General features: G+C 47.7%; 15 protein-coding genes. 10 read left to right on the plus strand and 5 right to left on the minus strand.

The features are described from left to right. Positions 1-434: 434 nt before the first annotated feature. The 3 genes from CWC22_RS13855 to CWC22_RS13865 form a co-directional block, all read right to left on the minus strand. Positions 435-3,248: a TonB-dependent receptor gene (locus CWC22_RS13855; RefSeq protein WP_138537620.1), complete on the minus strand. Its 2,814-nt coding sequence runs from the start codon at positions 3,246-3,248 to the stop codon at positions 435-437. A gap of 491 nt (positions 3,249-3,739) precedes the next feature. Beyond that, the gene (locus tag CWC22_RS13860) at positions 3,740-6,373 is read right to left on the minus strand and encodes a TonB-dependent receptor plug domain-containing protein (RefSeq protein ID WP_138537621.1); all 2,634 of its coding nucleotides are present in this window, start codon (positions 6,371-6,373) and stop codon (positions 3,740-3,742) included. A 516-nt stretch (positions 6,374-6,889) separates the two neighbouring features. Next, a complete protein-coding gene (locus tag CWC22_RS13865) occupies positions 6,890-9,232 on the minus strand; it encodes a DNA polymerase II (protein WP_138537622.1) in 2,343 nt (780 codons plus the stop codon). Positions 9,233-9,299: 67 nt separating this feature from the next. Here CWC22_RS13865 and dinG point away from each other — a divergent pair, with 67 nt between their 5' ends. The 7 genes from dinG to CWC22_RS13900 all read left to right on the plus strand — a co-directional run bounded on the left by dinG (position 9,300) and on the right by CWC22_RS13900 (position 15,108). Continuing rightward, positions 9,300-11,369, plus strand: coding sequence for an ATP-dependent DNA helicase DinG (gene dinG, locus CWC22_RS13870; protein WP_138537623.1), 2,070 nt, complete (start codon positions 9,300-9,302; stop codon positions 11,367-11,369). Positions 11,370-11,372: 3 nt separating this feature from the next. Continuing rightward, positions 11,373-12,152 (plus strand): TSUP family transporter, encoded by a 780-nt coding sequence (locus tag CWC22_RS13875; RefSeq protein ID WP_125559993.1) that lies wholly within the window; start codon positions 11,373-11,375, stop codon positions 12,150-12,152. Continuing rightward, positions 12,149-12,748, plus strand: a complete 600-nt coding sequence (locus CWC22_RS13880) for a primosomal replication protein (protein WP_138537624.1) — start codon at positions 12,149-12,151, stop codon at positions 12,746-12,748. The genes CWC22_RS13875 and CWC22_RS13880 overlap by 4 nt, the downstream gene beginning before the upstream one ends. A 16-nt stretch (positions 12,749-12,764) precedes the next feature. Next, a complete protein-coding gene (locus CWC22_RS13885; RefSeq protein WP_138537625.1) occupies positions 12,765-13,691 on the plus strand; it encodes a histone deacetylase in 927 nt (308 codons plus the stop codon). Between the two features lie 104 nt (positions 13,692-13,795). After that, positions 13,796-14,068, plus strand: coding sequence for a late competence development ComFB family protein (locus CWC22_RS13890; protein ID WP_125559987.1), 273 nt, complete (start codon positions 13,796-13,798; stop codon positions 14,066-14,068). Then, positions 14,065-14,229: a YbaM family protein gene (locus tag CWC22_RS13895; protein WP_138537626.1), complete on the plus strand. Its 165-nt coding sequence runs from the start codon at positions 14,065-14,067 to the stop codon at positions 14,227-14,229. The genes CWC22_RS13890 and CWC22_RS13895 overlap by 4 nt, the downstream gene beginning before the upstream one ends. Positions 14,230-14,313: 84 nt before the next feature. Further along, positions 14,314-15,108: an NPP1 family protein gene (locus tag CWC22_RS13900; RefSeq protein ID WP_125559983.1), complete on the plus strand. Its 795-nt coding sequence runs from the start codon at positions 14,314-14,316 to the stop codon at positions 15,106-15,108. Between the two features lie 38 nt (positions 15,109-15,146). Here CWC22_RS13900 and CWC22_RS13905 read toward each other — a convergent pair whose 3' ends face one another. Continuing rightward, complete coding sequence (locus CWC22_RS13905; protein ID WP_125559981.1) at positions 15,147-15,605, minus strand: hypothetical protein; 459 nt, start codon at positions 15,603-15,605, stop codon at positions 15,147-15,149. Between the two features lie 431 nt (positions 15,606-16,036). Here CWC22_RS13905 and CWC22_RS13910 point away from each other — a divergent pair, with 431 nt between their 5' ends. The 3 genes from CWC22_RS13910 (at position 16,037) to CWC22_RS13920 (ending at position 21,362) form a co-directional block, all read left to right on the plus strand. Beyond that, the gene (locus CWC22_RS13910) at positions 16,037-19,159 is read left to right on the plus strand and encodes an efflux RND transporter permease subunit (protein WP_138537627.1); all 3,123 of its coding nucleotides are present in this window, start codon (positions 16,037-16,039) and stop codon (positions 19,157-19,159) included. Positions 19,160-19,168: 9 nt separating this feature from the next. Further along, complete coding sequence (locus CWC22_RS13915; protein WP_138537628.1) at positions 19,169-20,257, plus strand: efflux RND transporter periplasmic adaptor subunit; 1,089 nt, start codon at positions 19,169-19,171, stop codon at positions 20,255-20,257. A gap of 187 nt (positions 20,258-20,444) precedes the next feature. Beyond that, positions 20,445-21,362, plus strand: a complete 918-nt coding sequence (locus CWC22_RS13920; protein ID WP_138537629.1) for a glycoside hydrolase family 16 protein — start codon at positions 20,445-20,447, stop codon at positions 21,360-21,362. An 18-nt stretch (positions 21,363-21,380) separates the two neighbouring features. Here CWC22_RS13920 and CWC22_RS13925 read toward each other — a convergent pair whose 3' ends face one another. Further along, positions 21,381-23,012 (minus strand): winged helix-turn-helix domain-containing protein, encoded by a 1,632-nt coding sequence (locus CWC22_RS13925; RefSeq protein ID WP_171045029.1) that lies wholly within the window; start codon positions 23,010-23,012, stop codon positions 21,381-21,383. Positions 23,013-23,411 lie beyond the last annotated feature (399 nt).

Here is a 23,411-nt window from a genome sequence, read left to right on the forward strand (position 1 = left end):
GTATTTTCTTGATTTTATATGGGTAACAAGTGCGTACACTTTTAGCCATATTGGTGAAACATACTAATCGCATGAAAAACAAAAGGTCAACAACCTTTTTTAAAACGGAAACAAAAAACCCAAAAAAGAAACAAAAAAACACATTAAAAACAAAGGGTTATAGGGATTAAATTATCTGGCTCATATCTGTAGTGATTTTAGAGCCTTATTACATGTTAATTTGACGTTTTTTTAATCGCACAGATGGTTTTAAGACGACGCATCTAAAAGTGAATGACTAGAACCGAACGGGGTGGAACTTGACTGAGCGTAAGCACTTTGTAAACTAAACACTATTGCAAAAAACACAACAAGTATAATTGCGATTATTTGCAACAAAAAAGCCCCTGCAATTAGCAGGGGCTTGTTAGTTGTGTCTACTTAGTCAGGCAGAATTAGAATGTGTAATCTGCTTGTAGGTAGAAAGTACGACCATACGGGTCAGCATAACGCGGGTCGTAACCAACCTGGTGACCAGCTGATGCGTTCAGAGTGAACGGAGGCTCTTTGTCAAACAGGTTCTTAATACCGAATGCAATGTTTGCATTGTCGCCCCAAGCGTAAGCAAGACGATAATCGAAAGTCATGTAAACAGGGATGTGTTTCTGGATAACACTACCGTCTACCTCTGAATCCCAATTTTCAGCCTTAGCAACATAGAAGCTCACGTTTGCGCTCGCATCAGTATAGCCGCTACGCGCTTTAAGGTTCAGGCTGTGCGTGAAGTCGCCGTGCGTGAACGTGTTGTTAAAGTTAATGATGTTGCGGAAAGCCACTTCTTCATCTGTACCTACTTTACCAAGGCTAGTATCCCAAGTGTCTGTAGTACCTACACGCAGACTCTCATCTTCGATTAGGTATGTACCCATCAGGCTAGACTTCAGCTCACCAAACGAGAAGTTGGTTGTGAAATCAACATGCCAGTCGATACCTGAAGTGCGAGACTCACCAACGTTACGCGCAGGCTGGATGATAGCAAGAACGGTATCGCCTGTACCTCTGTCAACTTTAGTTGTGAACAGCTCGTCGTAAGTTACCGGATCGTCGAAGATTTGGTTCTGAGTCAAACGGCGAACTTCGTTCTCCATCTTGATGTTCCAATAGTCAATACCAAAGCTTGTACCTGTGTCACCTGCCCATACAAAACCGAATGTGTACTGCTTAGATGTTTCAGGCTGAAGGTCTTTTTCACCTTCACGGTATACATCATATTGCAGCTTATCCTGGTGACAGTATTGCGCCTTTTCAGGGGCCAATTTATCCGGACAATCGTACGGTGATGCAGTTACACCAAACTCAAGACGAGGCGCAGCAATTTGACGCATGGTCGCAGCCTTAAAGCCAGTACCGTAGCTTGCACGTAGTAGCAACTCGTCAGTTGGGCGGTAAGAAAGACTTATTTTATAAGTTGTATCATCAGCACTGTCGTTAACAGTCTGGTTACCAGTGCGTTTTGAATCAGTGATTTCACCAATTTCATCGTAACGTAGTGAACCAGTTACTTCTAAGTTTTCCAGTACTGGCACGATTACTTCTGCAAATGCACCGTAGCTGTCACGCTCAAGGTCAAACTCAGTACCAGCAGCTTCAAACAGAACAATCTCAGCATTTTGACCCGCACCATTGGTCAGTGAATAGCTTGACTTGCGATAGTCGAAACCAACACCTAAATAAACAGTACCAGCATCCAGCTCAGCGATTGCGCCTGAAGTCTTACCTTCAATTGCGAACAAATCAGTGTCAGTGGTATCCCAAAGGCCATTAAACATGGTGTTTGCTACCATCTGGTTTTGCTCGTCAGAAAGGTTTTCTGGAGCATCAAAGATGTTAATCTGACCAGACGTGACCAGCTCCATGAACTCTTTCTCTAACGGATAACCAGTAAGACGAACCTGCTCACGCTCAGCGCCTGAGCTAGTGATGGCGAAGTCGTAAGACCATTCGTTAAATTCACCACGCAGACCAGCAACGATGTGTGACGTAGTTGCAGTCCACTCATCAGTACGGTTACCACCTGGAAGTACACGCCAGCGTGCAGACACACCACCTTCAACCATATCATCTTTAACAGCGTCAGGTAGGTGCGTAATTACGTTGTCTTGTACAAACTGGCTATTTTCATCAAGAGAGAAACCACCAGTTGGGTACGGAGCGATACGCGTAATCATTTCAAACTTAGATGCAGACGCAGTTACATATGCTTCCATATCGTCGTTAATGGCTGCAATCGCTTGTAGGAACAAGTTGTCACGAGTACTTTCTGGTTGAATTTCTAGCGTGCTGGTGTAGTCAAATTGACACGCGTTACCAGAAGGTGCACTTGTTGTGTGACATGAACCGTTCACTTCTTTGTACGGGTTCAAAGAGTACGTTGATGTTTTACGGTTACCGTTGTCATCCAATACATATGCACCAGCATCATCGCGCTGATAGTATTTGACGTAAGCATTACCTGGGATCGCGTTTGAAGAACCAGCGATCGCAACTAGGTCCTGACCAGCGTGCTCAAACTCAACGAAACCTGTTTTTGCGAAATCACGGTCAACTGAACGTAGGTTGTCCTGCTCATCGCGGCTGTAGCTCACCATAACATTGAAGCCATCACTGTCCAGGTCACCGAAACCTGTTGTGATAGAGAAGTTTGAGCTAGACGTATCTGAAGGCTTGTCATAACGAGCGCTTACAGTAGTCGCTTGAACGTCATCTTTCAGAATGAAGTTAACAACACCTGCGATAGCATCAGAACCATATAGTGCAGAAGCACCATCTTTCAGGATTTCTACACGCTTGATCGCAGATAGTGGAATTGAGTTGATGTCGATGCTCGAACCTGAATCCGAAGAAGCCATACGGCGACCGTTAACCAGAACCAGCGTGTATTCAGCACCAAGGTTACGAAGTGACGCAGTTTGAATACCACCACCACCACCACCTACTGACTCACCAGCAGCTGTGAAACCCTGCATCGCAGGCAGGTTAGCAATAAGGTCTGGTACACTAGTAACACCAGATTTTGCGATATCAGAAGCGTCGATTACATCGATAGGCAAAGCACCTTCCAGGTCTGTACGCTTGATAGCAGAACCGGTTACTTCAATCTTTTCGATTTTCTCTTCGCCTTGTTCAGCATTGGCTGCGAACGCAGTTGCTGACACAGCACCAAACGCGATCGCTAAGCGAACCGCTTTTGTTACTTTGTTATTTAACATTGGATTCTCCCTGGACCATACAAGATGGTTATATTTATTTTTTGCGTTAACAAACGCTTTGTATTTTTACCAAAACGGTAACTTAGTGATGCATCTTAAACAACAACTAGACACTAGGTCAACATAGTCTGATGTGTTTTTTGCAATTACCTGAGCGAGGAACGACCTTATTTAACATTTTTTATATCATTTAATGATCTTAAATACACAGATAAGCACATATTAAACATGGGTTTGTGAACGAAACGTGTGAAATGGGTACAATTTTTCCAACCCGTCACACAAGTATTAAAAATGGCAGATTTAGAGTAAACAGAGAGCACTTATCCGCCTGTCACAGGCCGCTTTATAACCAAAGAAGATGCGAACGAGAAATGTTCACGAAAGTAAGGGGCAGAATACCAGACTCGTAATTGACTTAAGAAGGTGGCAAAAAAAAAGCCCCTGACGGGGCTTTTACTAAACTTTTACTAAATTAGTTCATCTGCAAATTAGAAGCTGATGCGGTATCCACCGAAGATTTCACGACCAATGTGACCTGCGTTATACAGAGGGTAATCTACGTAGAAACCATTGTTATTGTACACTACACCTTTATCGAACAGGTTACGTGCACCCAATGTAAATGTACCGTAACCGTCGCTGAAGTATTTGATGTTCAGGTTATGTGTTACATAAGTAGGCAGAGTTCCAGAGTATTCTACTACATGTTGACCAGAATCAAGACGCTGCTTAGTCTCAGTTTGATACGTGTTGTCGATCAGATCTGTCGTCCAGTTAACAGAGTAGTTATCAACAGCATAGTTCACAGTGAACTGAGAACGAAGCTCTGGCTGCTCTGGTGCCTTCTTCGCATTGATTGTTGGACCACTGAAGTAAATATCTTCACCAACTTCTGTCAGAAGTGTTGTTACATTTCTGAATTTGAAGTCACCATATGCGGTCTCTAGCTTGTAAGATACATCAATGTCGAAACCTTTACGCGACATGAATGCACCGTTTGAATACTGTGTGTAACCTTTATCGATTGAACCGTCAGCATTACGAACCAGTTTAACTGCTGGTCTTTCAGCAACCAGTGCGTCATATGCACCTGCGGACTGTAGGTCAACTAAGTCCTGAACCTCAATAAGGCTAATCAAGTTTTCTACTTCAAGCTCGAAGTAATCTACTTTAATAGATACATTTTCAAAGCCAGAGTAAACAACACCCAGGTTCATGTAGCTTGATTCTTCTGGACCCAGCTCTTTATTGCCCTGACGTAGCTCTTCATAGCTTGCTTCAGTACAATCAGATGCAGCAATACCTTGCTGATCACAGAATACATAGTCAGTTGCTTTCGGGAAGCCTGTTGAATCAGCTGCATTTAGCTCTTTAAGAGATGGTGCACGGAAACCTTCTGAGTAAGAAGCACGAAGTAGCAAGTCGTCAATTGGACGGTAGTCAAGCTTCACGCTTGGGTTACCTTCACCACCAAAGTCACTGTAGTCATCATAACGGTATGCTGCGCTCAGTGTCAGGTTATCAAGGATAGGGAAAGCCACTTCATAGAACACGGCTGTTACATCACGCTCACCCGCACCTGAACTACCAGCGCTACCACCAATCAAGCCAGCTTCGTTTTGTGCATCATAACGAGAATTCAGCGTCATATCGAAATATTCACCACCCACATAGTGGGCAATAGCACCGCCTTCCAGCTCACCAAACTCAAAACCGATACCGGCAAACACGTGATCTAGTTCACTTTGGTTTTCTGTGTAAGTTGTGGCACGCATGTTGGCGATACCTTGCTCTGAATCAAGCGCAATATCATTTAGTGTATTGTGAGACAGACCCGCTTTGCTCAGATAAAAACGGCCAACATCGCGATAGTCCAGGCGTGCTTTGTGGTAAGAAACTTCCCACTCAGCCGTATCACCGAAGGCACCTTTAAGGCCTAAAGTGTAATCTTGCTGGTAATCCGTTACTTCACCGTCACGGTTACCCAGTTGATACCAACGGAAATAGCCTTTAGTTACTTCGCCAGTAGGGTTATGTTCATTGTCTGCTGCCATATCATTCCAGTTTGCAGCTGCTGGTGCATAACGACCAAAAGAATCGTTACGGCTGAACATTGCACGACCGAAAAGCTCCAGGTCATCAGTGAGTTCATAGGTAATGCTCGCCATCGCCGAGTCACGTTTAGTCGACGCCATGTTGGCAGAAACGTCAGCATATGCATAACCACAAACCTGGCCACCGCCAACACCGCCTAATGCACTACCTTGATCAAGTACGCCTACGAAGCCGTCTACATTCTTGGTTAGCTCGTCACACTTTGGAGATGCAAGCATGCCGTTAGGACCTTTAACAGTCGCGCCAGAATAGCTGATGCCGACAGTTTCATCATAAATAGAGATCAGGCCATCTTTGTTTTTATCTTCCATTGACGCGGCAGTATAGCTGCGGTCACGGTCAAAAATAGGGTTACGCTGTTGATGATCGTAAACAAAAGTAATGTTACCTTTGTCAGAGCTTACACCAAATGCCATTGACATTTGCTTAGAGTCAGCACCTTCTGCTTCAGGACGTCCTACCTGAATATCGAAAGACACCCCTTCGAAGTCTTTTTTCAGGATAACGTTGATAACACCCGCAATGGCGTCAGAACCATAGATAGCTGAAGCGCCATCTTTCAGAATTTCAATACGCTCTACCGCTGCCATCGGGATTGAGCTCAAGTTGGCACCACCACCGTTCAGTGAAGGAGAGCTACCCATGCGCTTACCGTCGATCAGTACCAGAGTACGACCAGCACCAGCACCCAGCAGGCTCACAGTTGATTGTGACTGTGCACTGTTACCTGAGCTTGGGATAATAGAGCCAAAGCTATTAGAAGTAACGCTTTGAAGTGCTTCGGCAACAGAGACACGGCCCTGGCCTTCGAATTCAGCGGTAGAGATTACTTCAACCGGGCTTGCACCTTCCATGTCGACACGCTTGATACGCGAGCCTGTGATTTCAATGCGTTCTACTTTTTCAGCACCTTCCTGAGCAGTTGCAGACTGTGCGATCACAGCCGTAGACGCAGCACCAAATGCCAGTGCTAAACGCACGGCCTTAGTTACTTTAGTGTTCAACATGTGTTTTCTCCCTGGGCTTACACGTGGCGGTAAGCATGAGTATTGTTGGTATTTATAACGAGCTTGCCGAGTAAATTTCAGCAGTCTCTGAATTTTCGCGACGGATACTAATCGCGACCTGTGTTAAGCGTCAAACCAACCAGACTTAACAGATAGGCACACCAATAAAACAATGAAAACCCAAGATTTTAACAGGGCTTTAAAGTTAATTACCACTCACTTCAAAATAAATGTATTTTTTAATTGAATTCACATGAAAACTGTACACAAAGAACACAAGGACCAATATCAGGAAAGAAATGCAAGTCGCATTTAAGTTAAAAAAAATATTTTTAAATTTGGTTTGTTTGCTGCTTTTTTATGCGAAAAATAGTACCCAAACAAACCGTTACCAATTTTGTTAGTATGTATTTACATTCAAATAAAGCTTTGTTTCACTTGATTTTCTGTGATGAGCGTCAAATAAACGGAAAAAAAAATTTGCTTACAAGCAGCTAAAAAACCGCTTGCACGCTATTACAAATCTGAGGACCAATCCAGCGTTCGCTGACCATTTAAGGTAATGGCATCCAGGTCAACATCCGGTAGCATCTGGTAAATGGGTAAAATCTGTTTTTCTATATAGTGGCTGTAATCCGGGTTAGATAACACCCCCTGTATCAGCCTCGGACCTGTTGTACTTATATAGTAGGCAACCTGACTCCCTTTACCCAGGTTTCTCGCAGACCCACGACTGTGAGCTTCTTTCGCTGCCCTTACATGAGGCGGGATATTTTTAACATAGGCATTCAGCGGTTTGCCCAGGCGTTTTTTATAGACCAACTTATTATCAACCTGACCGCTGTTGATCAATGCGATGTATTGCTCCGTTACCGCAACCACATCTTCATTATCAAATAAGGCCCGGATCACCGCCTGCTGATACTCTTTGGCAATCTCAGTCCAGTCACTGCGCACCGTCTCCAACCCTTTGAACACCAACTCAGCCCCCCGCTCGGTTTGGATCTGACCGACATAACGCTTTTTGGATCCCGTTTCCTGACCTCGGATGGTCGGCATAAAGAACGGGCTATAGTGGGTTTCAAACTCAATTTCCAGATAACTGGGTAAACTAAACTGGCTGTCAACCTGCTGCGTCCAGCGCTGATTAATCTCTTTCATCAGGCGCTCACCGAGCTGCTGGCACAGCGCAGGAGACAAAGACTCTGGTACGCATACAAAGGTTGAATCTGTATCACCGTAGATCACCTCGTAGCCCATTTCTTCAATCCAGCGACGTGTGGTCTGCATAATTTCGTGACCACGCAGGGTGATGGAGCTGGACAAACGCGGGTCATAGAATCGGCACCCCCGAGACCCCAGCACCCCATACAAGCTATTCATAATGATCTTGATGGCCTGTTGCAGCATTTTTTCGCCACGATCTTTGGCTTCCTGCCGGGCTTTTGCCAGCTGGGCTACCAGCTTAGGTAAATGATGATAGGTTCTGGAAAAAGTACCTTCATTGAACCCGCTAATTGCATTGTCAGGAGAGTTGAGCCCTTCGATGAGTCCCATAGGATCGATATGGAATGTACGTATAATAGAGGGGTAAAGGCTTTTAAAGTCCAGCACCAGCACATTTTGATATAACCCTGGCCGCGAATCCATCACGTATCCTCCAGGGCTGTCGAATGTCAGGCCATGCTCACCTAAATTGGGCGCGATATAACCGCTGCGATGTAATAATGGCAGATACAAGTTTGTAAATGCAGCTACGGAGCCACCCATACGTTCCAGCTCAAGGCCAGTTAACTGAGTCCGGGCAATAGCGAACTCAAGCAAAGACAACTGGGTAAAAATATCCCAGACCAATACACAATCTTGCAGATTATAGGCTGCAAGCGCAGGCTTATCATGATGGAACAGGCGGATGATCTCTTCCAGCCTTTCATCCTGAGTGAGTAACTTGCTTTCTCCAAGTACCTGCTGGGCAACATAGCTCAACTTAAAAGTTTCAAAATGGTAAGTGGCATTCTTCATCGTATCTATGCCATCCAGCACCACCCGACCTGCTACCAGCACGCGGGTAAAATTCCCTTTGGATACCTGTATCGGGGTGCCATCTCGACCAATACTCAATGAGATACCCAATGCTTCTGAGCGCTCATGAAGTACTACACAGTCGAACTCAATCACGTTCCAGCCAATGATCACGTCTGGATCAAGGCGGTTGAGTTCCTCGACTAATGCCTGCAACAGAGCCAATTCATCATCAACCCAGCGGACATCCACATCACTTTTCTGGGGACCTCCAATCATGATGACGCTCCGCTGCGTTTGCGTCACCAAGCCAACAGAAAACAACACCCCCTCACCACTACATTCTATATCCAGCGACAACATAGACAACTCAGGAACATAATGTGGTGCCGGTTTCAGGCGCGCTTGCTGGATCTCAATATAGCCGCCTTTGTTTACTGCATGACCGGATACCCAGGCACCACCGCGTATAAAGCGCTCCATCAGATAACGATCCGCATGACGAATGTCAGCTTCATATAAGGTCACCTGAGCGCCCAGATGCTCCTTGCACTGGTAGTAGCTACTCAATGTAGGACAATAGAGGCCCGTCACAGCAGATTGATCAAAGTGTTTAAGTGCAAGCGGTCGGAACTCCACCCCTTTGACTTGCCCAGCCAGGAGAGCCTGCGCCTTTTCAGCCTCCTCTGTGCGAAGAAACAGCACCGCTTGTTGTGCTTCGGTGATCACCTTTAACAAGCCTTCGGCAGATTTCAGCCAATAACAGAGGTGTAACCGGTTGTTAAGGTGGATTTGCTGCCGTGAAAGGATAAAGCCCTGATATACCGCTTGTGCCAAAGGGGATCCCCGCCTAGAATAGAATACCTGTAATTATATCCATACTTTTTTGCTTAAGCGATCCTACATGCTGTCAGATTCTTTAAAAAAAACCATCCGCCAGGCACACACCAACATTGCTGAACAACTGGAAGGCTATCGCCCTCGCGCCGGGCAAAATTATCTGGTCGCAGAAATCGCTAAAACGCTGGGAGGCGACTACCACAAGTCTCAGCGTGTTTGCGTCATTGAAGCAGGAACCGGCACAGGTAAATCGCTGGCTTACTGCCTGGGCGCACTTCCCATGGCATTGGCAAAAAAGAAAAAGCTGATCATCTCGACTGCAACGGTAGCGCTGCAGGAGCAGTTGCTGAATAAAGAGCTGCCTTTTTTTAGAGAGCACTCCGGGCTCGACTTCAAATTTGACCTGGTTAAAGGGCGCCAGCGCTACATCTGTGTACAAAAACTACTGGCTGCCGTGAGCGGCGAAGAAACACAAATGTCCCTGATGCCCACCACCAGTGCACCTCTATCTGCCATGGAACAACGCTGTTTACAGGAACTGGCGAAAGCCTATCAGGATAAACGCTGGCAGGGAGACAGAGATAGGTGGGCAGATACCATTCCCGACAAAGTCTGGAACCTCATTGCCTGTGATAAGCATGCCTGCCAACGACAATTGAAATCTCATAATCTGTGCCCTTTTCACCTTGCTAGACAAAAAATTGCCCAAATGGATGTATTGGTGATCAATCACGCCTTGTTACTGGCTGATCTGGAACTCGGAGGCGGTACAATTTTAAGCGATCCCGAAGATACCTTTTACGTCATTGATGAAGCCCACCATTTGCCGCATATTACCCGCGACTTTTCATCGGCTGCCGCAACCATTAAAGGCACCATAGAATGGCTCGATAAGCTACTCAAATTCAGCGGCAAAATGGCCAATGTCGTGGTCTCTCAAAAAGCCATCGGACAGAACTTTAAACTCAACGATGCCGCCAATGACGCCAATAAGGTGTTACGTCAGGTCAGAGACATGCTGGATCAATCTGACTACAGCTATAATGATGATGACACGCACCGCTTCTTACATGGTGAAGTGCCAGAGCAACTCAAAGCACGGGCCAAAGACATTGCCGATGCAACTCAGGATGCACTTCGGGCACTGAGCAAAATGCATGATGCGCTAACACTGGATGTGAATGACGGAGATGTACAGGGGTTCATTGCCGATCCCATCTTGGCCGAAAGCGGCCAGTATATTAATCGTCTGGAGCAGCTCAACAAGCTGTGGTTCAGCTACGCAACAAAAGGCGAAGGCACTCCTCATGCTCGCTGGATCAAACGTCTCGACTACAAACATCACCATGACTATCTATTGTGCGACTGCCCGATAGAAGTTGGATTTTACCTCAAAGATCACCTCTGGCGTGAGTGCGCCGGAGCCGTGCTGTGTTCTGCTACCCTCAGTGCCATGGGCAACTTTGATCACTTCGCGCGCGAAAGTGGGCTTAGTAATGAGCCCGGCGTCAAATACATCAAAGCCGACTCACCATTTGATTATGCTAAACAGGCGCAGCTGCATATTCCCCAAACTAAAACCGATCCCACCGATAAAGCGTTTAGCGACTATCTGGCCGAGGCTCTGCCTGATTTCCTGGACAAGAAGAAAGCCAATCTGGTGCTGTTTGCTTCCTACTGGCAGATGGATCACGTGGTAGCTAAGCTGCGAAAACAAGACTGGCAGATTCTGGTACAAGGCGAACTATCACGGGAAGAACTATTAAAGCGTCATCAGACATCTATCGACCTGGGCGCGGGCAGTATTTTATTTGGTACTCAAAGCCTGTCAGAAGGACTCGATTTGCCAGGCAAATATCTCGAAAACCTGGTAATCACTAAAATCCCCTTTGCCGTGCCAACCTCTCCGGTTGAAGAAGCGCAGGCTGAATTTATTCAGTCAAAGGGCGGCAACCCGTTTTTATCTATCACTGTGCCGGATGCTGCCAAGAAATTAGTCCAAAGCTGTGGTAGACTGCTGCGCAAAGAAACGGATTCTGGCCGCATCACCATACTTGACAGACGCCTGGTTACTAAACGATACGGCAAGGCGATGCTGGATACGCTGCCACCCTTTGCGAAACAAATAGACTAATCCATGCTCGAATTTGCTTTAGACCCAGCTACCTGGGCGTTACTATGTACAGTTGCACTAGCCGCTGGTTTTATTGATGCGATTGCCGGTGGTGGCGGCATGCTCACAGTACCTGCCTTACTCACAGCAGGCCTGCCACCTCACGTGGCACTGGGCACCAACAAATTGGCAGCCAGCTTCGGCTCGTTAACCGCCAGCTTCACCTATTACAAACAAAACCTCTTTAACCCAAGGTTTTGGGCCGCCTCCGTATTGGCCACGGCCATTGGTGCTGCACTGGGCACTTTACTGGTTGATTCACTGAGCATCGAATTTCTCAATAAGCTCATTCCGGTCATCATTTTGCTGGTTGCTTTGTACAGCCTGTTTGGCAAAATGAGTCACAGCGACTCCATCGACTTACCGAAAAAAACCGGTGTGCTGAAAGTCAAACAGTGGCTACAAGGCTTGTCTCTGGGCTTTTTCGATGGTCTCGCTGGGCCCGGCACCGGCACTTTTTGGACTGCATCTAATGACATGCTATACAAAATGAGTCTATTACTTAATTGTGGCCTGGCACGTTCGATGAACTTTGTCTCGAACTTCATTTCCCTGATCACGTTTGTCGCATTGGGCCATGTCAATTTTCTGCTGGGACTGACCATGGGCACATTTCTGATGCTGGGCGCCTGGCTTGGTGCACATTCAGCGATAAAATTTGGCAGCCGACTGATTAAACCCTTGTTTAATGCTGTGGTGATCGTGTTGACCGCTAAGTTGATATTTGAGGCATACATGGTATGAGTCAACCACTAGAGAAACTCAGACAACGCGTTAACGAGTTGCAACATCATGCTGAGCAGTTTGATAAAGCTAAGTGGTTTGATAAAAACCGCTATATTCAGTCGCAGCCCAGCTTGTTTGACAGCCATGTGTTTCGTAGTAAAAGCCTGAAGCTCGGTGACTATGTAGACGAAGTGAAAGAGGCGCTCGTAAACTTGCCCCCACAATCGCAGCGTCATGCTTTACAATATGCGGTGGAGCACATTGGCGAACAAATTGAAGCCATTATTAAAGTGCTTAAATCAACCCCAGTCTGGGCCAAGGAAAACCGCTTTCGGCCGCATAAAAAAGCAAAAGTGTACCGCCAGGCTGTGAAAAAGATCATGCAACCTTCTCATGAACTCTATCAGGAGTTGTCTCAAAATCATGAATTCGAGCGACGACTGCAAGAAATGATCTCACTGCGTCAGGACCAATTGATTAAAGCCTCGCCCGAGCAGGCAAGCCAGCTAAACAAAGAAATCCTTACCCTGCATGGTCGACTTGGACGGTGCCGAAAAGCCATCAGTGCGACCGAGGATAAGATTCAGCTACAAGAAAAGCAGAATCGCTCCTGATCTGGGTGGTGCCGTTATGTTGTTTTATCACCCCAGCTACAGTGCGCTCTCATTGCCCCCAAAGCACAGGTTTCCGATTGAGAAATATCGCCTGCTCTATCAACAACTGTTACAAACTCCTTGTGCTAGCTGGCTGACACAACCTAACTTAGTCGCCTCACCTGCACAAATCACGTTATGTCATGACCCCGAGTATGTCACAGCGTTTCTCAGTGGTACCTTACCCGACGGCGCAGTCAAACGAATGGGGTTTCCCTGGTCAGAGCAATTAGTGGAACGCACTTTACGCTCTGTGGGAGCAGCATTAGAAGCTGCTCAACAAGCACTCCGCGATGGCTTTGCAGCCAACCTGAGCGGTGGTTATCATCATGCTTTTAGCGACCGGGCTGCCGGTTTTTGTATTTTCAACGATTTGGCGATTGCTGCCAAATATCTCATTCAAACCGGACAGGTCGATACAGTGTTAGTGCTGGATTGCGATGTACACCAGGGTGACGGCAGTGCTGAAATTCTTGCTAACGATACACAAATAATCACGTGCTCGCTGCATTGTGAGCAGAACTTTCCCAAGCTGAAACGTCAATCCGACTACGACTTTGCCTTGCCTGTGGATTGCTCAGATGCCATCTATCTGGCAACACTCAACGACGCCCTGTCGCTTTGCACCCGACTCCATCAGCCAGACATCATCCTTTACAATGCTGGGGCAGATATATATCGCTTGGATGAACTTGGGCACTTAGCGGTTAGCCTTGACGGCGTGCTGGCAAGGGATACTCAAGTACTACGCCATGCCAGGCAGCTGGGGATTCCTTTGATGGCAGCACTTGGCGGCGGTTATCAACGTGCGGTTAGCCGTTTGGTCGATGTGCATATGCAGCTCTTTATCGCATTGCAGCAGGTCTGGCCAGAACGTTTTGTAGCCTCCCAGTCCCAAACATAACACCCCATATGCTTATGCACCAGCCGTTAAAAATTGCCGCTAGCATTAACCACTGAGGTGGTTTATGTTGTACAATTACAATAACTTCAAAATGGAGCATGACAATGAAACTTCATGATGATTTGCACAATTATTACGAAAAAATTGTGCTCGAAAATATTGAGGAACGCGGCCTTGACCACAAGTATGATGAAGATGTCATGGCTGACCTGTGTTGTACCGCGTTAAACCGGTTACCTGCCCGCTATATCCGCTTCGATGTAGACATGGAATTTTATCTGCCGACAGACGAAAGAACCGAGATGGAAGCACGCGTTAAGGACGCCGTTGATTATGCGCTTTCACAAATTTCGAAAAAGAAACAATTTCAGCCATGACTCAAAGCACCTTAGAACACGCACCTGAGCACATTAAACTGGCCGTCGATCTGATCATGTTGCTGGAAGAAAATAATGTCCCGGCAGAGCAGGTACTCGCCGCACTGGAAATCGTTCAGGCAGATTTTGCCAAAAAGCTGGATACAGACAACTTACTCTAAAAAACAAAAAACTTCACATCACATTTACCCTTGTGTCATATTATCGTCTCACAATGACGACAATTTATGATGTAAGGAACAAACATGACAACACTAAACTTACGTGCACTCACTCTGGTCACATCCAGCCTGTTGAGCGGCGGGGCGCTGGCAAATGACTTTGCGGCACTCGATCAAGCCTTACCTTCTGGCTATGCAATCAATGGGACCGAACCTGTATTTGATTTTGATGGTGACGGGTGCTTGCCCAGTGCTGGGATCAGCCGCAGCGGACAGCAAAATGCAGGGTTAAAAACCTCAGGCAGCCTGGGCGGCAATTGCCGTGACAGCCAATTCTTAAACACGTCAAACACGGTTCATCGCCATGCCTGTAAAGAAACCGACCAAGGTCGTTTCTGTGGTCACTTCTATGCCATGTATTTCAAAAAGGATCAGGTATTCCCATACTTCGGCGGTGGGCACCGCCATGACTGGGAATATGCAGCGGTATGGACTAAAGATGGTCAGGTAACCCATGGCAGCTACAGCGCCCATGGTGACCTATATACTAAACCAGCCAATGAATTACCTTTCGAAAACGGCCATCTGAAAATTGTCTACCACAAAGATGGCATTCTGACCCATGCATTTCGTTTCGCCAAATCGAATGAGGTGGCTGAGAACGGTTACAACCGCTTTGTGACACCAAATATCATCAGTTGGTATACCATGTCGGGAGATGGCATAGACAATCAGGGTTTGCGTGACAAGCTGAACCAATATGACTACGGCTCAGCAACTTTACCGGTAAAAGACAGCCGCTTTCTGACTAACCTCAATCGATTCAAGCCTTCAGGCTATCCGACCTATAGCACGGCTGACGTTTTAGCGGCTCAGTAACCTGAGCATCTGGCCCACGGCAAAGGTGGGCCACACCACTAGGCTGATTTCGCGAGTGTCTCAGCGGAAGTTTGTAGTTTATACTGGGCGAAAAAGCGACTGTCTGCCTCTGAGTCTTTTGGGCAGGCAAAATAGGCGATATCATCGCGTACCGGCTCTGGCCGGGCGTGCTTACCATCTTCCCAATACAATACCGCATGTTTGACCAGCTCTTCCAGATAAGTGTGATCCCAGCTGTAGTGGCAGAAACCATGGTGATCAGACAGATAGGGCGCGTAATCGCCACTGGTTTCAATACCGGTTACACCGTTTTTATAGTCAGCGAATGCTTTTGCGTCTTCCTCAGCAGTGGCAGGGTCGACAAAATAGGCGACATCACGACGCGGTGGCAGGGCCTGAGGCAAGCCAAATTTTTCTCTTACGGCCGAACACTCAACGACAATCCAGGAAACAAAATGGGCCCCTATTTGGTGATCCCACTTCAACGCAACAAACATCTCAACTCTCCTTCTAAGCTCAATTCATCTTGGTCCGTTCGGTCTATCCCATACTAAATTAGGATTGTACCTAGGAATGCGCGCGAAGCTTACCGGAAATTATTGTCAAAAAGTAGTCAATTCACAGATTTTTTCATGACATTTTCTGATCTGGATTAGGAAATCAATGACTCATTCAGTACAGTTTCACGCTCACAGAACGAAGTATGCTTCATCTGAACTCCGTTTAAAAAAACCCAAAGCCTACCCGGATGTGGTGGTTTGAAATGTGTCTAAATCGATGAAATCGTTACAAGGTATTACAGCTTGGTCAACCACCGCTAATATGTTGCTATTTGTCGTGAAATTCAAAAACTCCAGCTTACCTAACGCTAGCAGTTTTTTGTCATTTCATTAAACTGCACAGTGAAGCTCAACACTTGGACGTTGTTATGAACCTGACACGCAATTCACTGAAAAACCCCGCTGCTGTCGTCGTGATCCTGGTGCTGCTAATACTGTTTGGTATTCTCAGTATTTTTAAGTTACCGATCCAACTTACGCCGGATATAGAACAACCACAAATAACCATATTTTCTGGCTGGCGGGAAGCGGCTCCCGAAGAAATCGAATCAGTGATCATAGAACCACTGGAAAACGCAGTTAAAAATACGCCAGGCGCGCTGGAGGTAAACACCACCATCAATCGCGGCAACGGCTTTATCTCCTTAACCTTTGCCGTCGGAACTGACATGCAGCAAGCAATGCTGGATGTACTAACCAACCTAAATCAGGCGCCGCCACTACCATTAGATGCCATAGACCCGGTTGTCAGTGCCGGTGGTAATGGTGGTCCTGCCGGACCAAATGCCGCTTCTTTGCTCATCACCCCGCTACACTTCAAAGGTGATGGTTTAGACCTGGATATGGCACAATACCAAAAAACCATTGAAGAGCTCATCGAGCCACGCCTCGCAAGCATTCCGGGGGTTGCCCGAGTCAACCTTGCCAGCGAAAGGCCAAAAGAGCTTCGTATCACGTTTGACCCTCATAAAGCGGCTGCTTTGGGGCTCACTTTAGGTCAGATCCGACAAACTCTGGCCAGCTCCAGAGATACCTCAGGGGGTCTGGCCGATGTTGGGCGACGTCAATATACAGTGCGCTTTACCGGTCAGTACGATCTCCAAGATATGCTGCAAATGCGTATTGGCTATTCTCAGGATCGCCCCATTTACCTGGGTGATGTCGCCACCGTTGCCGAAACACACTCCGACCGACGGGCGATGAGTGGCCGTAACGGCAAACCGGCCTATTACATCACCGTCTCCCGGGCTAATGGTGCCAACACAGTGGCCCTACTTGACGGTATCAACCAGGCGATAGCCGAACTAAATGCAGGTCCACTGCCAGAAGCAGGCATTGCGATTGAGCTCAGCTACGATGCCTCTATCCATATTCGAAATGCGCTACTCTTGGTAAAAAGCAATCTAGGGCTAGGCGTACTGTTATCCCTTGCCATTCTCTGGCTGTTCTTTAGAGGGATAAAAACCACACTGATCATCGCAGCGACGATCCCAGTCTCTTTAATGGTCGCCTTTTTAGCACTCAATGCGTTCGAGCGCAGTCTGAATGTGATTTCTCTGGCAGGTCTGGCCTTTGCTGTCGGGCTCGTACTGGATGCAGCCATCATAGTGCAGGAGAATATCGCGCGTCTAAAGTCCAACGGGTTCGACGACTATAAGGCGGCTTTGCGTGGTGCAGGACAAGTTGCCGGTGCACTGTTTGCCTCAACGGCGACCAGCGTCGCCATCTTTCTACCCATCTTGTTCATGGCGGGTATTGAAGGGCAGTTATTTTCCGATCTGGCATTGACCCTTTCCATCGCCGTTGTTGCTTCATTGTTATGTGCCCTGACCATTATTCCGGTCGCTAACCGTTATTTGCCTGATAGCAAAACGCAAATCGACCCTTACAAACACTATTGGCACAAACTCACCGCACTTATCATGCATCTGACCAACAGCAAGTTGAAACAACTCAGCTGGGTTTGTGCTTTACTCGGCGGCTCCGCACTCGTCACATTGACTATGTTACCAAAAACCGACTTTATGCCGCGGGCCCCAACAGATGGCTTTTTCTTCAACCTGATCACGCCGCCAGGTGGCAATATGGCCTACATGGAAGAAGAGCTGCTAAAACGTGTCAGAGCACGACTGATGCCTTACTATCATGGCGACAAACAACCTGGGATAAAAGACTTCAACTTTTACATTTTTGGCGCCAATGCCGGTGGTTTTATTTACTCCGCAGATCCGCAGCGCGTTGAGGAGTTGATGCAAGTAGCCCGAGAAGAAATCTTTGTCGACCTGCCGGATACTCAGGTGTTCTTTTTCAGGGGATCTATGATTAACATCGCTAATGGCGGTGACGGTCGCGATATCAATATTGAACTCACCGGGCCAAATATGGACGACCTGGTTGCCGGGGCAGAAGTTGCGCTACAAGCAGTAAAAACAGCAATGCCTGATGCCACAGCTCGCCCACAGCCTCGTCTGGATATGGCAGAGCCAGAGCTCAGACTCCACCCCAATGACCGTCGAATTACGCAGGCGGGACTGACTCGTCAGGATGTCTCGCAGGCAGTACAAGCGTTTACCGGTGGGCTATTTATCAATGAGTACTTTAACGGTAATGAGCGAATGAACGTTATTTTACGTGGCCAGTCGTGGCAAACACCAGAAGAACTCAAAGCCTTACCTTTGTTTACGCCAGATGCCGGGATCCAGACACTAGGCGAGCTTGCGCAGGTCACCCGTACTGTAGGACCCAGCCAACTTCAAAGGATCAATGGCCGTCGCACAGTCAGCATCATAGTTACTCCACCAGCAGAGATGAGCCTGCAACAAGCACAGGCTATCCTGACCGAGCAAGTGATGCCCAAAATCAAAGCACAGTTGCCAGAAACGGCAGGTGTTATCCTTGGCGGTAATGCCCAAAAAATGAACAGCGCCATAGAAGAAATGACCCTCAACTTCTTCCTCGCTCTGTTTATTCTATTTTTATTGATGACCGCATTATTTAAATCAGTCCGGGACAGTGCATTGGTGCTGCTCGTGATGCCGCTGGCCATTGCCGGTGGTGTTGTCGCACTCTATGTGCTCAACCTGTTTGCTTTCCAGTCTTTAGACTTACTCACCATGATCGGCTTTATCATCTTGCTCGGCCTGGTGGTCAACAACGCTATTTTGCTGGTTGACCAGACCCGTCATGCACAAGCACAGGGCTTGAGTCGCCGCGATGCCGTCGAGCAGGCAGTGCTGATGCGCGCCCGACCTGTCTATCTCAGTACGCTGACCAGTCTATTCGGCATGTTACCACTGATGTTGATGCCCGGCGTTGGGTCAGAGATTTATCGTGGCCTTGCCACGGTTATCGTTGGTGGCATGGCCATCAGTGCCTTGTTTACGCTGGTCCTGATGCCCAGTCTGCTACAACTTGGCTCAGATAAGAAACCAACCCCCAAGGTCAATAACAATAACGACAAACCTCAGTTAAATCTGGTCGCGAATCAGTAGGAGCCCACTATGTTTGCAAGTCAATATAAACGCGCTTTAGTCACCGCCCTTGTAGCCAGTGCCGTCAGCTTCAGTCAGCTAGTTAACGCAGCCCAGCCCGTGACAGTTGAGCCTGTATCTCAGGGCCAGCTTACCAGTCAGCTGGCCGTCAATGGAACCTTACATGGCAAGCGTGATATGGTCATCACGGCTGGTGTATCAGGCCGATTACAATACGTTGCAGAGCCCGGTTTGGAGGTTGCGCAAGGTGATGTTCTGGTGCGTATGGATACCCTGCCGCTTGAGCTTGAAAAAGCACGCCAGCTAGAGATGCTCAAACGCGCTCGAGTGAATTTACGATTTCAGAAACAAGAACTCGCACGCCTGACTGAACTGGCTAAAACCAGCAGTGCTGCAGCCAGTCAGGTAGACAAAGTACAAAATGCCCATGATTTGGTGCTCTCAGATATCGCGCTGGCGCAAGTTGAGCTCAGGGTGATTGAAGATCAACTCAACCGGGCAACGGTAACAGCCCCATTCTCAGGCATCATTAGCAAACGTTACCATCGCGCCGGTCGAGACGTCAGCCGGGCTGATGAATTACTGAACCTGGTAGACATCCACCAGCTTGAAGCGCGCCTGTATGTACCCGTGAAATACCTCAGCTATGTGCGCACTGGCCAATTCTTACCTGTTAGTGCCGGTAATCTGGATGCCCCGCAAACCACAACCGCGCAGGTCAGTGCCGTGATCCCAGCCACCGATCCGCGCTCGCAAACCTTTGAAGTGCGTGCAATGCTCGACCAGCCGGGAGAGTCAGAGAACCAGCAACACTGGGCTGTCGGACAACTGGTAGATGTATCCGTGCCACTGGCAGCCAGCGACCGGGCATTATTAGTTAATCGCGATGCACTGATCTTGCGCAAGCAAGGTATTCACGTGGTGAAAATCGATGCCAGTAACACGGCAACACAAATCCCCGTAACAGTCGGTCAGGGTCAGGGTCAGCAAGTGGCCATTACCCCCAAGCCAAACCATCAGCTCATTGCAGGAGACAGAGTTGCTGTACGGGGCGCAGAACGACTGACCGATGGTCAGGAAGTTGAGGTACAAAATTAACACAGCTTACTAGCCCAATGAGCCTGCTTAAGGAAGAGCTAAGGCTCATTTTTAAATTCAATCTAACAAAATCAAACATTTAATATTTTTTAATAAACGCACTTTTATCAATTTAAGCGTTTTTAACTGGTATATCCTGTTGTTTCGGTCAACGCTGGTGCTGTCCAATAACAACAAGGAATACGCGATGAAAAACCCCGTCTTTTTTTCTTTTTCAGTCTTAGGTGCCAGTATGCTGATTGCCTGTACCAGCCAACCTCTGGGTGCTCAGCCGGTCCAAATCATGTTTGACGATTTCACTTATACGCGTTTTGAGCAAGCACAAGATAATGGCTGGCAACTGCGCTCAGATGTCGGCCATCCCGGCATAAAAAATGCCACCTGGTGGCATGAAGGCGTGAGCTTTCATGCTGATCCACATAATCCGGATAACCAGGTCATGCGCTTAACCTCAAAAACCGATGGCAGTGCCGAAAATACCCGTCATGTACAGGTATGCCATAAACGAAAATACCTTGAAGGGACATATGCCGCACGGGTCTTTTTTACCGATAGACCCCAATATGGACCAGACGGTGACGGGGTGATCCAGACTTTTTATGCGATCAGCCCACTGGCTGCCCCCATGGACAAGAACTACAGTGAAATGGATTTTGAGTACCTGCCAAATGGAGGATGGGGCACCGACCGCCATGCCTTATTCGCAACCTCCTGGGAAACGTTTCAGCTCACGCCCTGGACCAAGGTCAACGCCTATGACTACGACATCAATCCACTGCAAGGCTGGAACACGCTGGTGTTACAAGTTGGCAACGACACGCTGAAATACTACATTAACGGCAAACTGTACGCAGAGCATGGCAGCGACGTATACCCGGAAGTGGCGATGTCGATAAACTTCAACCAGTGGTTTGACCCCAATAAAATCGTCAATTCCAACGAAATGCGTCAGTACTATCAAGATGTCGACTGGGTTTACTTCGTCAAAGATAAGATTGTCGCAGTCAATGAGGTCGGCAAGCAGGTTGAGCAATTACGCAAACAGAATGTGCGCCACAAAGATACCGTGCCATCCTCTGGGTATGATGACTATTGCAGCCTGTAAAAGCGCGGCACTGTGCCTTTAGTTAACCGTGTAAATGGGGGCTTTGGCAAACCAGGCCTCAACCCGCTCAATCAGTACCGGATCATCTGCATTTTTAGCCAAGGCTTTGGCACGTAATGCAAGCTGATTTGCCTGCTCAACCTGACGAGCCTGGCGCAGCAAATCAGCCTGTGCCAGCCAGATCCAAATCTGGTTAGGAACGGCGTTACTGGCCTCAGCCACCTGGTGTGCCTGTGCAAATAAACGCGTTGCTTCCTGATGCTCTCCCTGCTCAGTTGCAATCCGGGCCAGCTCAATCAATGCATTGGTCTGGCCATAAATCGCATCAAAGCGTTGATGATAGCTCAGCGCTGCGTGCAATAAACGAGAAGCCTCGCTATAGCGACCCTGAATGCGTTTTATCTTACCCAGCTCTTCCAGCGCGTAAGCAATAAACAAATGATCCGAATTATCACTGGCCTGCTCACGCGCAGTCGCTATATACTTTTCCGCCCTGATCAGTTCCTGCTCACGATCTGTTTGCTGAGGCCAGTTAATGAGCAAATAACCCATCATAAGATTGGCACGCATGCGCTCTCGCTCAGTCACGACGTCATCGCCGGTTGCCACAATATTTTGCTGCAACAGGGACAGCGCTGCCGCTACGTCGCCATTATTTGCCAGACTTGCGGCAAGGTAACGCCTGACCGTCAAGGGATCAGCAGCGTGACGCAAGGCAGAGCGCAACAAAGCAATCGCTTCCTGATAGTTACGCAATAAATACATCTGCAAGCCCCGGGCAAAGGCCTCATTGCTGAAATCCAGATTGCTTTGTATGTCCAACCTCTGATCATGTTCGCCGTATCGCGTAGCGAGCCGTGCTATCAATGCCTGGTAGGCCAGTTCAGGCTCTGACGCAAAGACCACCCCTTGTTCAGCCCCGCGATTAAAGTGCAGCGTGTATTGCAACTGCATATCTTGTGGAAAGCCACTGAGGCGGGTTTCGACCAGTAAATCCGCCCCCAATCGCTCCTGGAGTTGCAACACATCCTGGCGTCGGGATATTCGGATCTTCGCAGTATCGTTAGAATACCAGGGGCTGTGAGATAACGTTGTTAACACATGCTCTGCCGCAACGACGGGCAACCCCCCTTCTGCCTGAGTGTGTTCACTTAAATAGGCAAGACCATGCAAAGGCACAGCAGCATGCACATCGTCGAGCATGGCATTCTCTACCGGCAGAAACGCAATGGTTGGATATCGCGTCTCAGGCTGATTGACTGCGCGCATCCCATTTAGCCACAACCCGCTGATGATAAGCACAAGCACGACTGACACCACAGCAAAACGCCACTTGTCGGTCACTTTAGACCCCTGAATGGGAATTGGCGCCACAGCCAGTTGATAACCAATTCTGGGATGTGTTTTGATGCAATCTGCGCCCAGAATTTCACGCAGTTCGCGGATAGACTGAACCAACACTTGTTCCTGAACCACCACGCCCTGCCAGACAGTTTCCAGCAGCTGTGTTTTGGTCACCACCTGATCTGAATGTTGGATCAATATTTTCAGCACTGCCAACGTCTTAGCACGAATATCGTGCGATGCTTCGTGTGTGGTTGCGGTGCCTTTAAGTAAGTCTATTTCAACCTGGTTGAGCAGATAACGCATCGTTCCTTCTCTTGCAAAAACAGTTCTGGCACCGGACAGCACGGTGTTCCCGTCATGAGTGTGCAATATTTCTTTAACGGGCTCAAGTCCCCTAAAAGCAGACATAGTGGATAGGGTTAGTGAGGTGACAAATTTAACTGTTTTATATTCAGCGACCTAGTGTAATTACTGTGATTTTTTGGACACAAACCATATAAAAATTAACCCCTGTGCTACATTTTATGTGGATTATGTCTTTTTGGTGTCAGCATTGTAATAAGGCTGCTCTCTATTTTTGGCTCATGCCTGTCAGGCCTTCACCAAAAGACAGCGATAACAAGCCCACACAACTGAACAGAAGTCGTCGTAAAGATTGTTGCCGTCGTTTGTGACAAAAAACGGTAAATAACGAATTAAGGA

The organism is Pseudoalteromonas rubra, assembly GCF_005886805.2.
GTDB classification, from domain to species: domain Bacteria; phylum Pseudomonadota; class Gammaproteobacteria; order Enterobacterales; family Alteromonadaceae; genus Pseudoalteromonas; species Pseudoalteromonas rubra_D.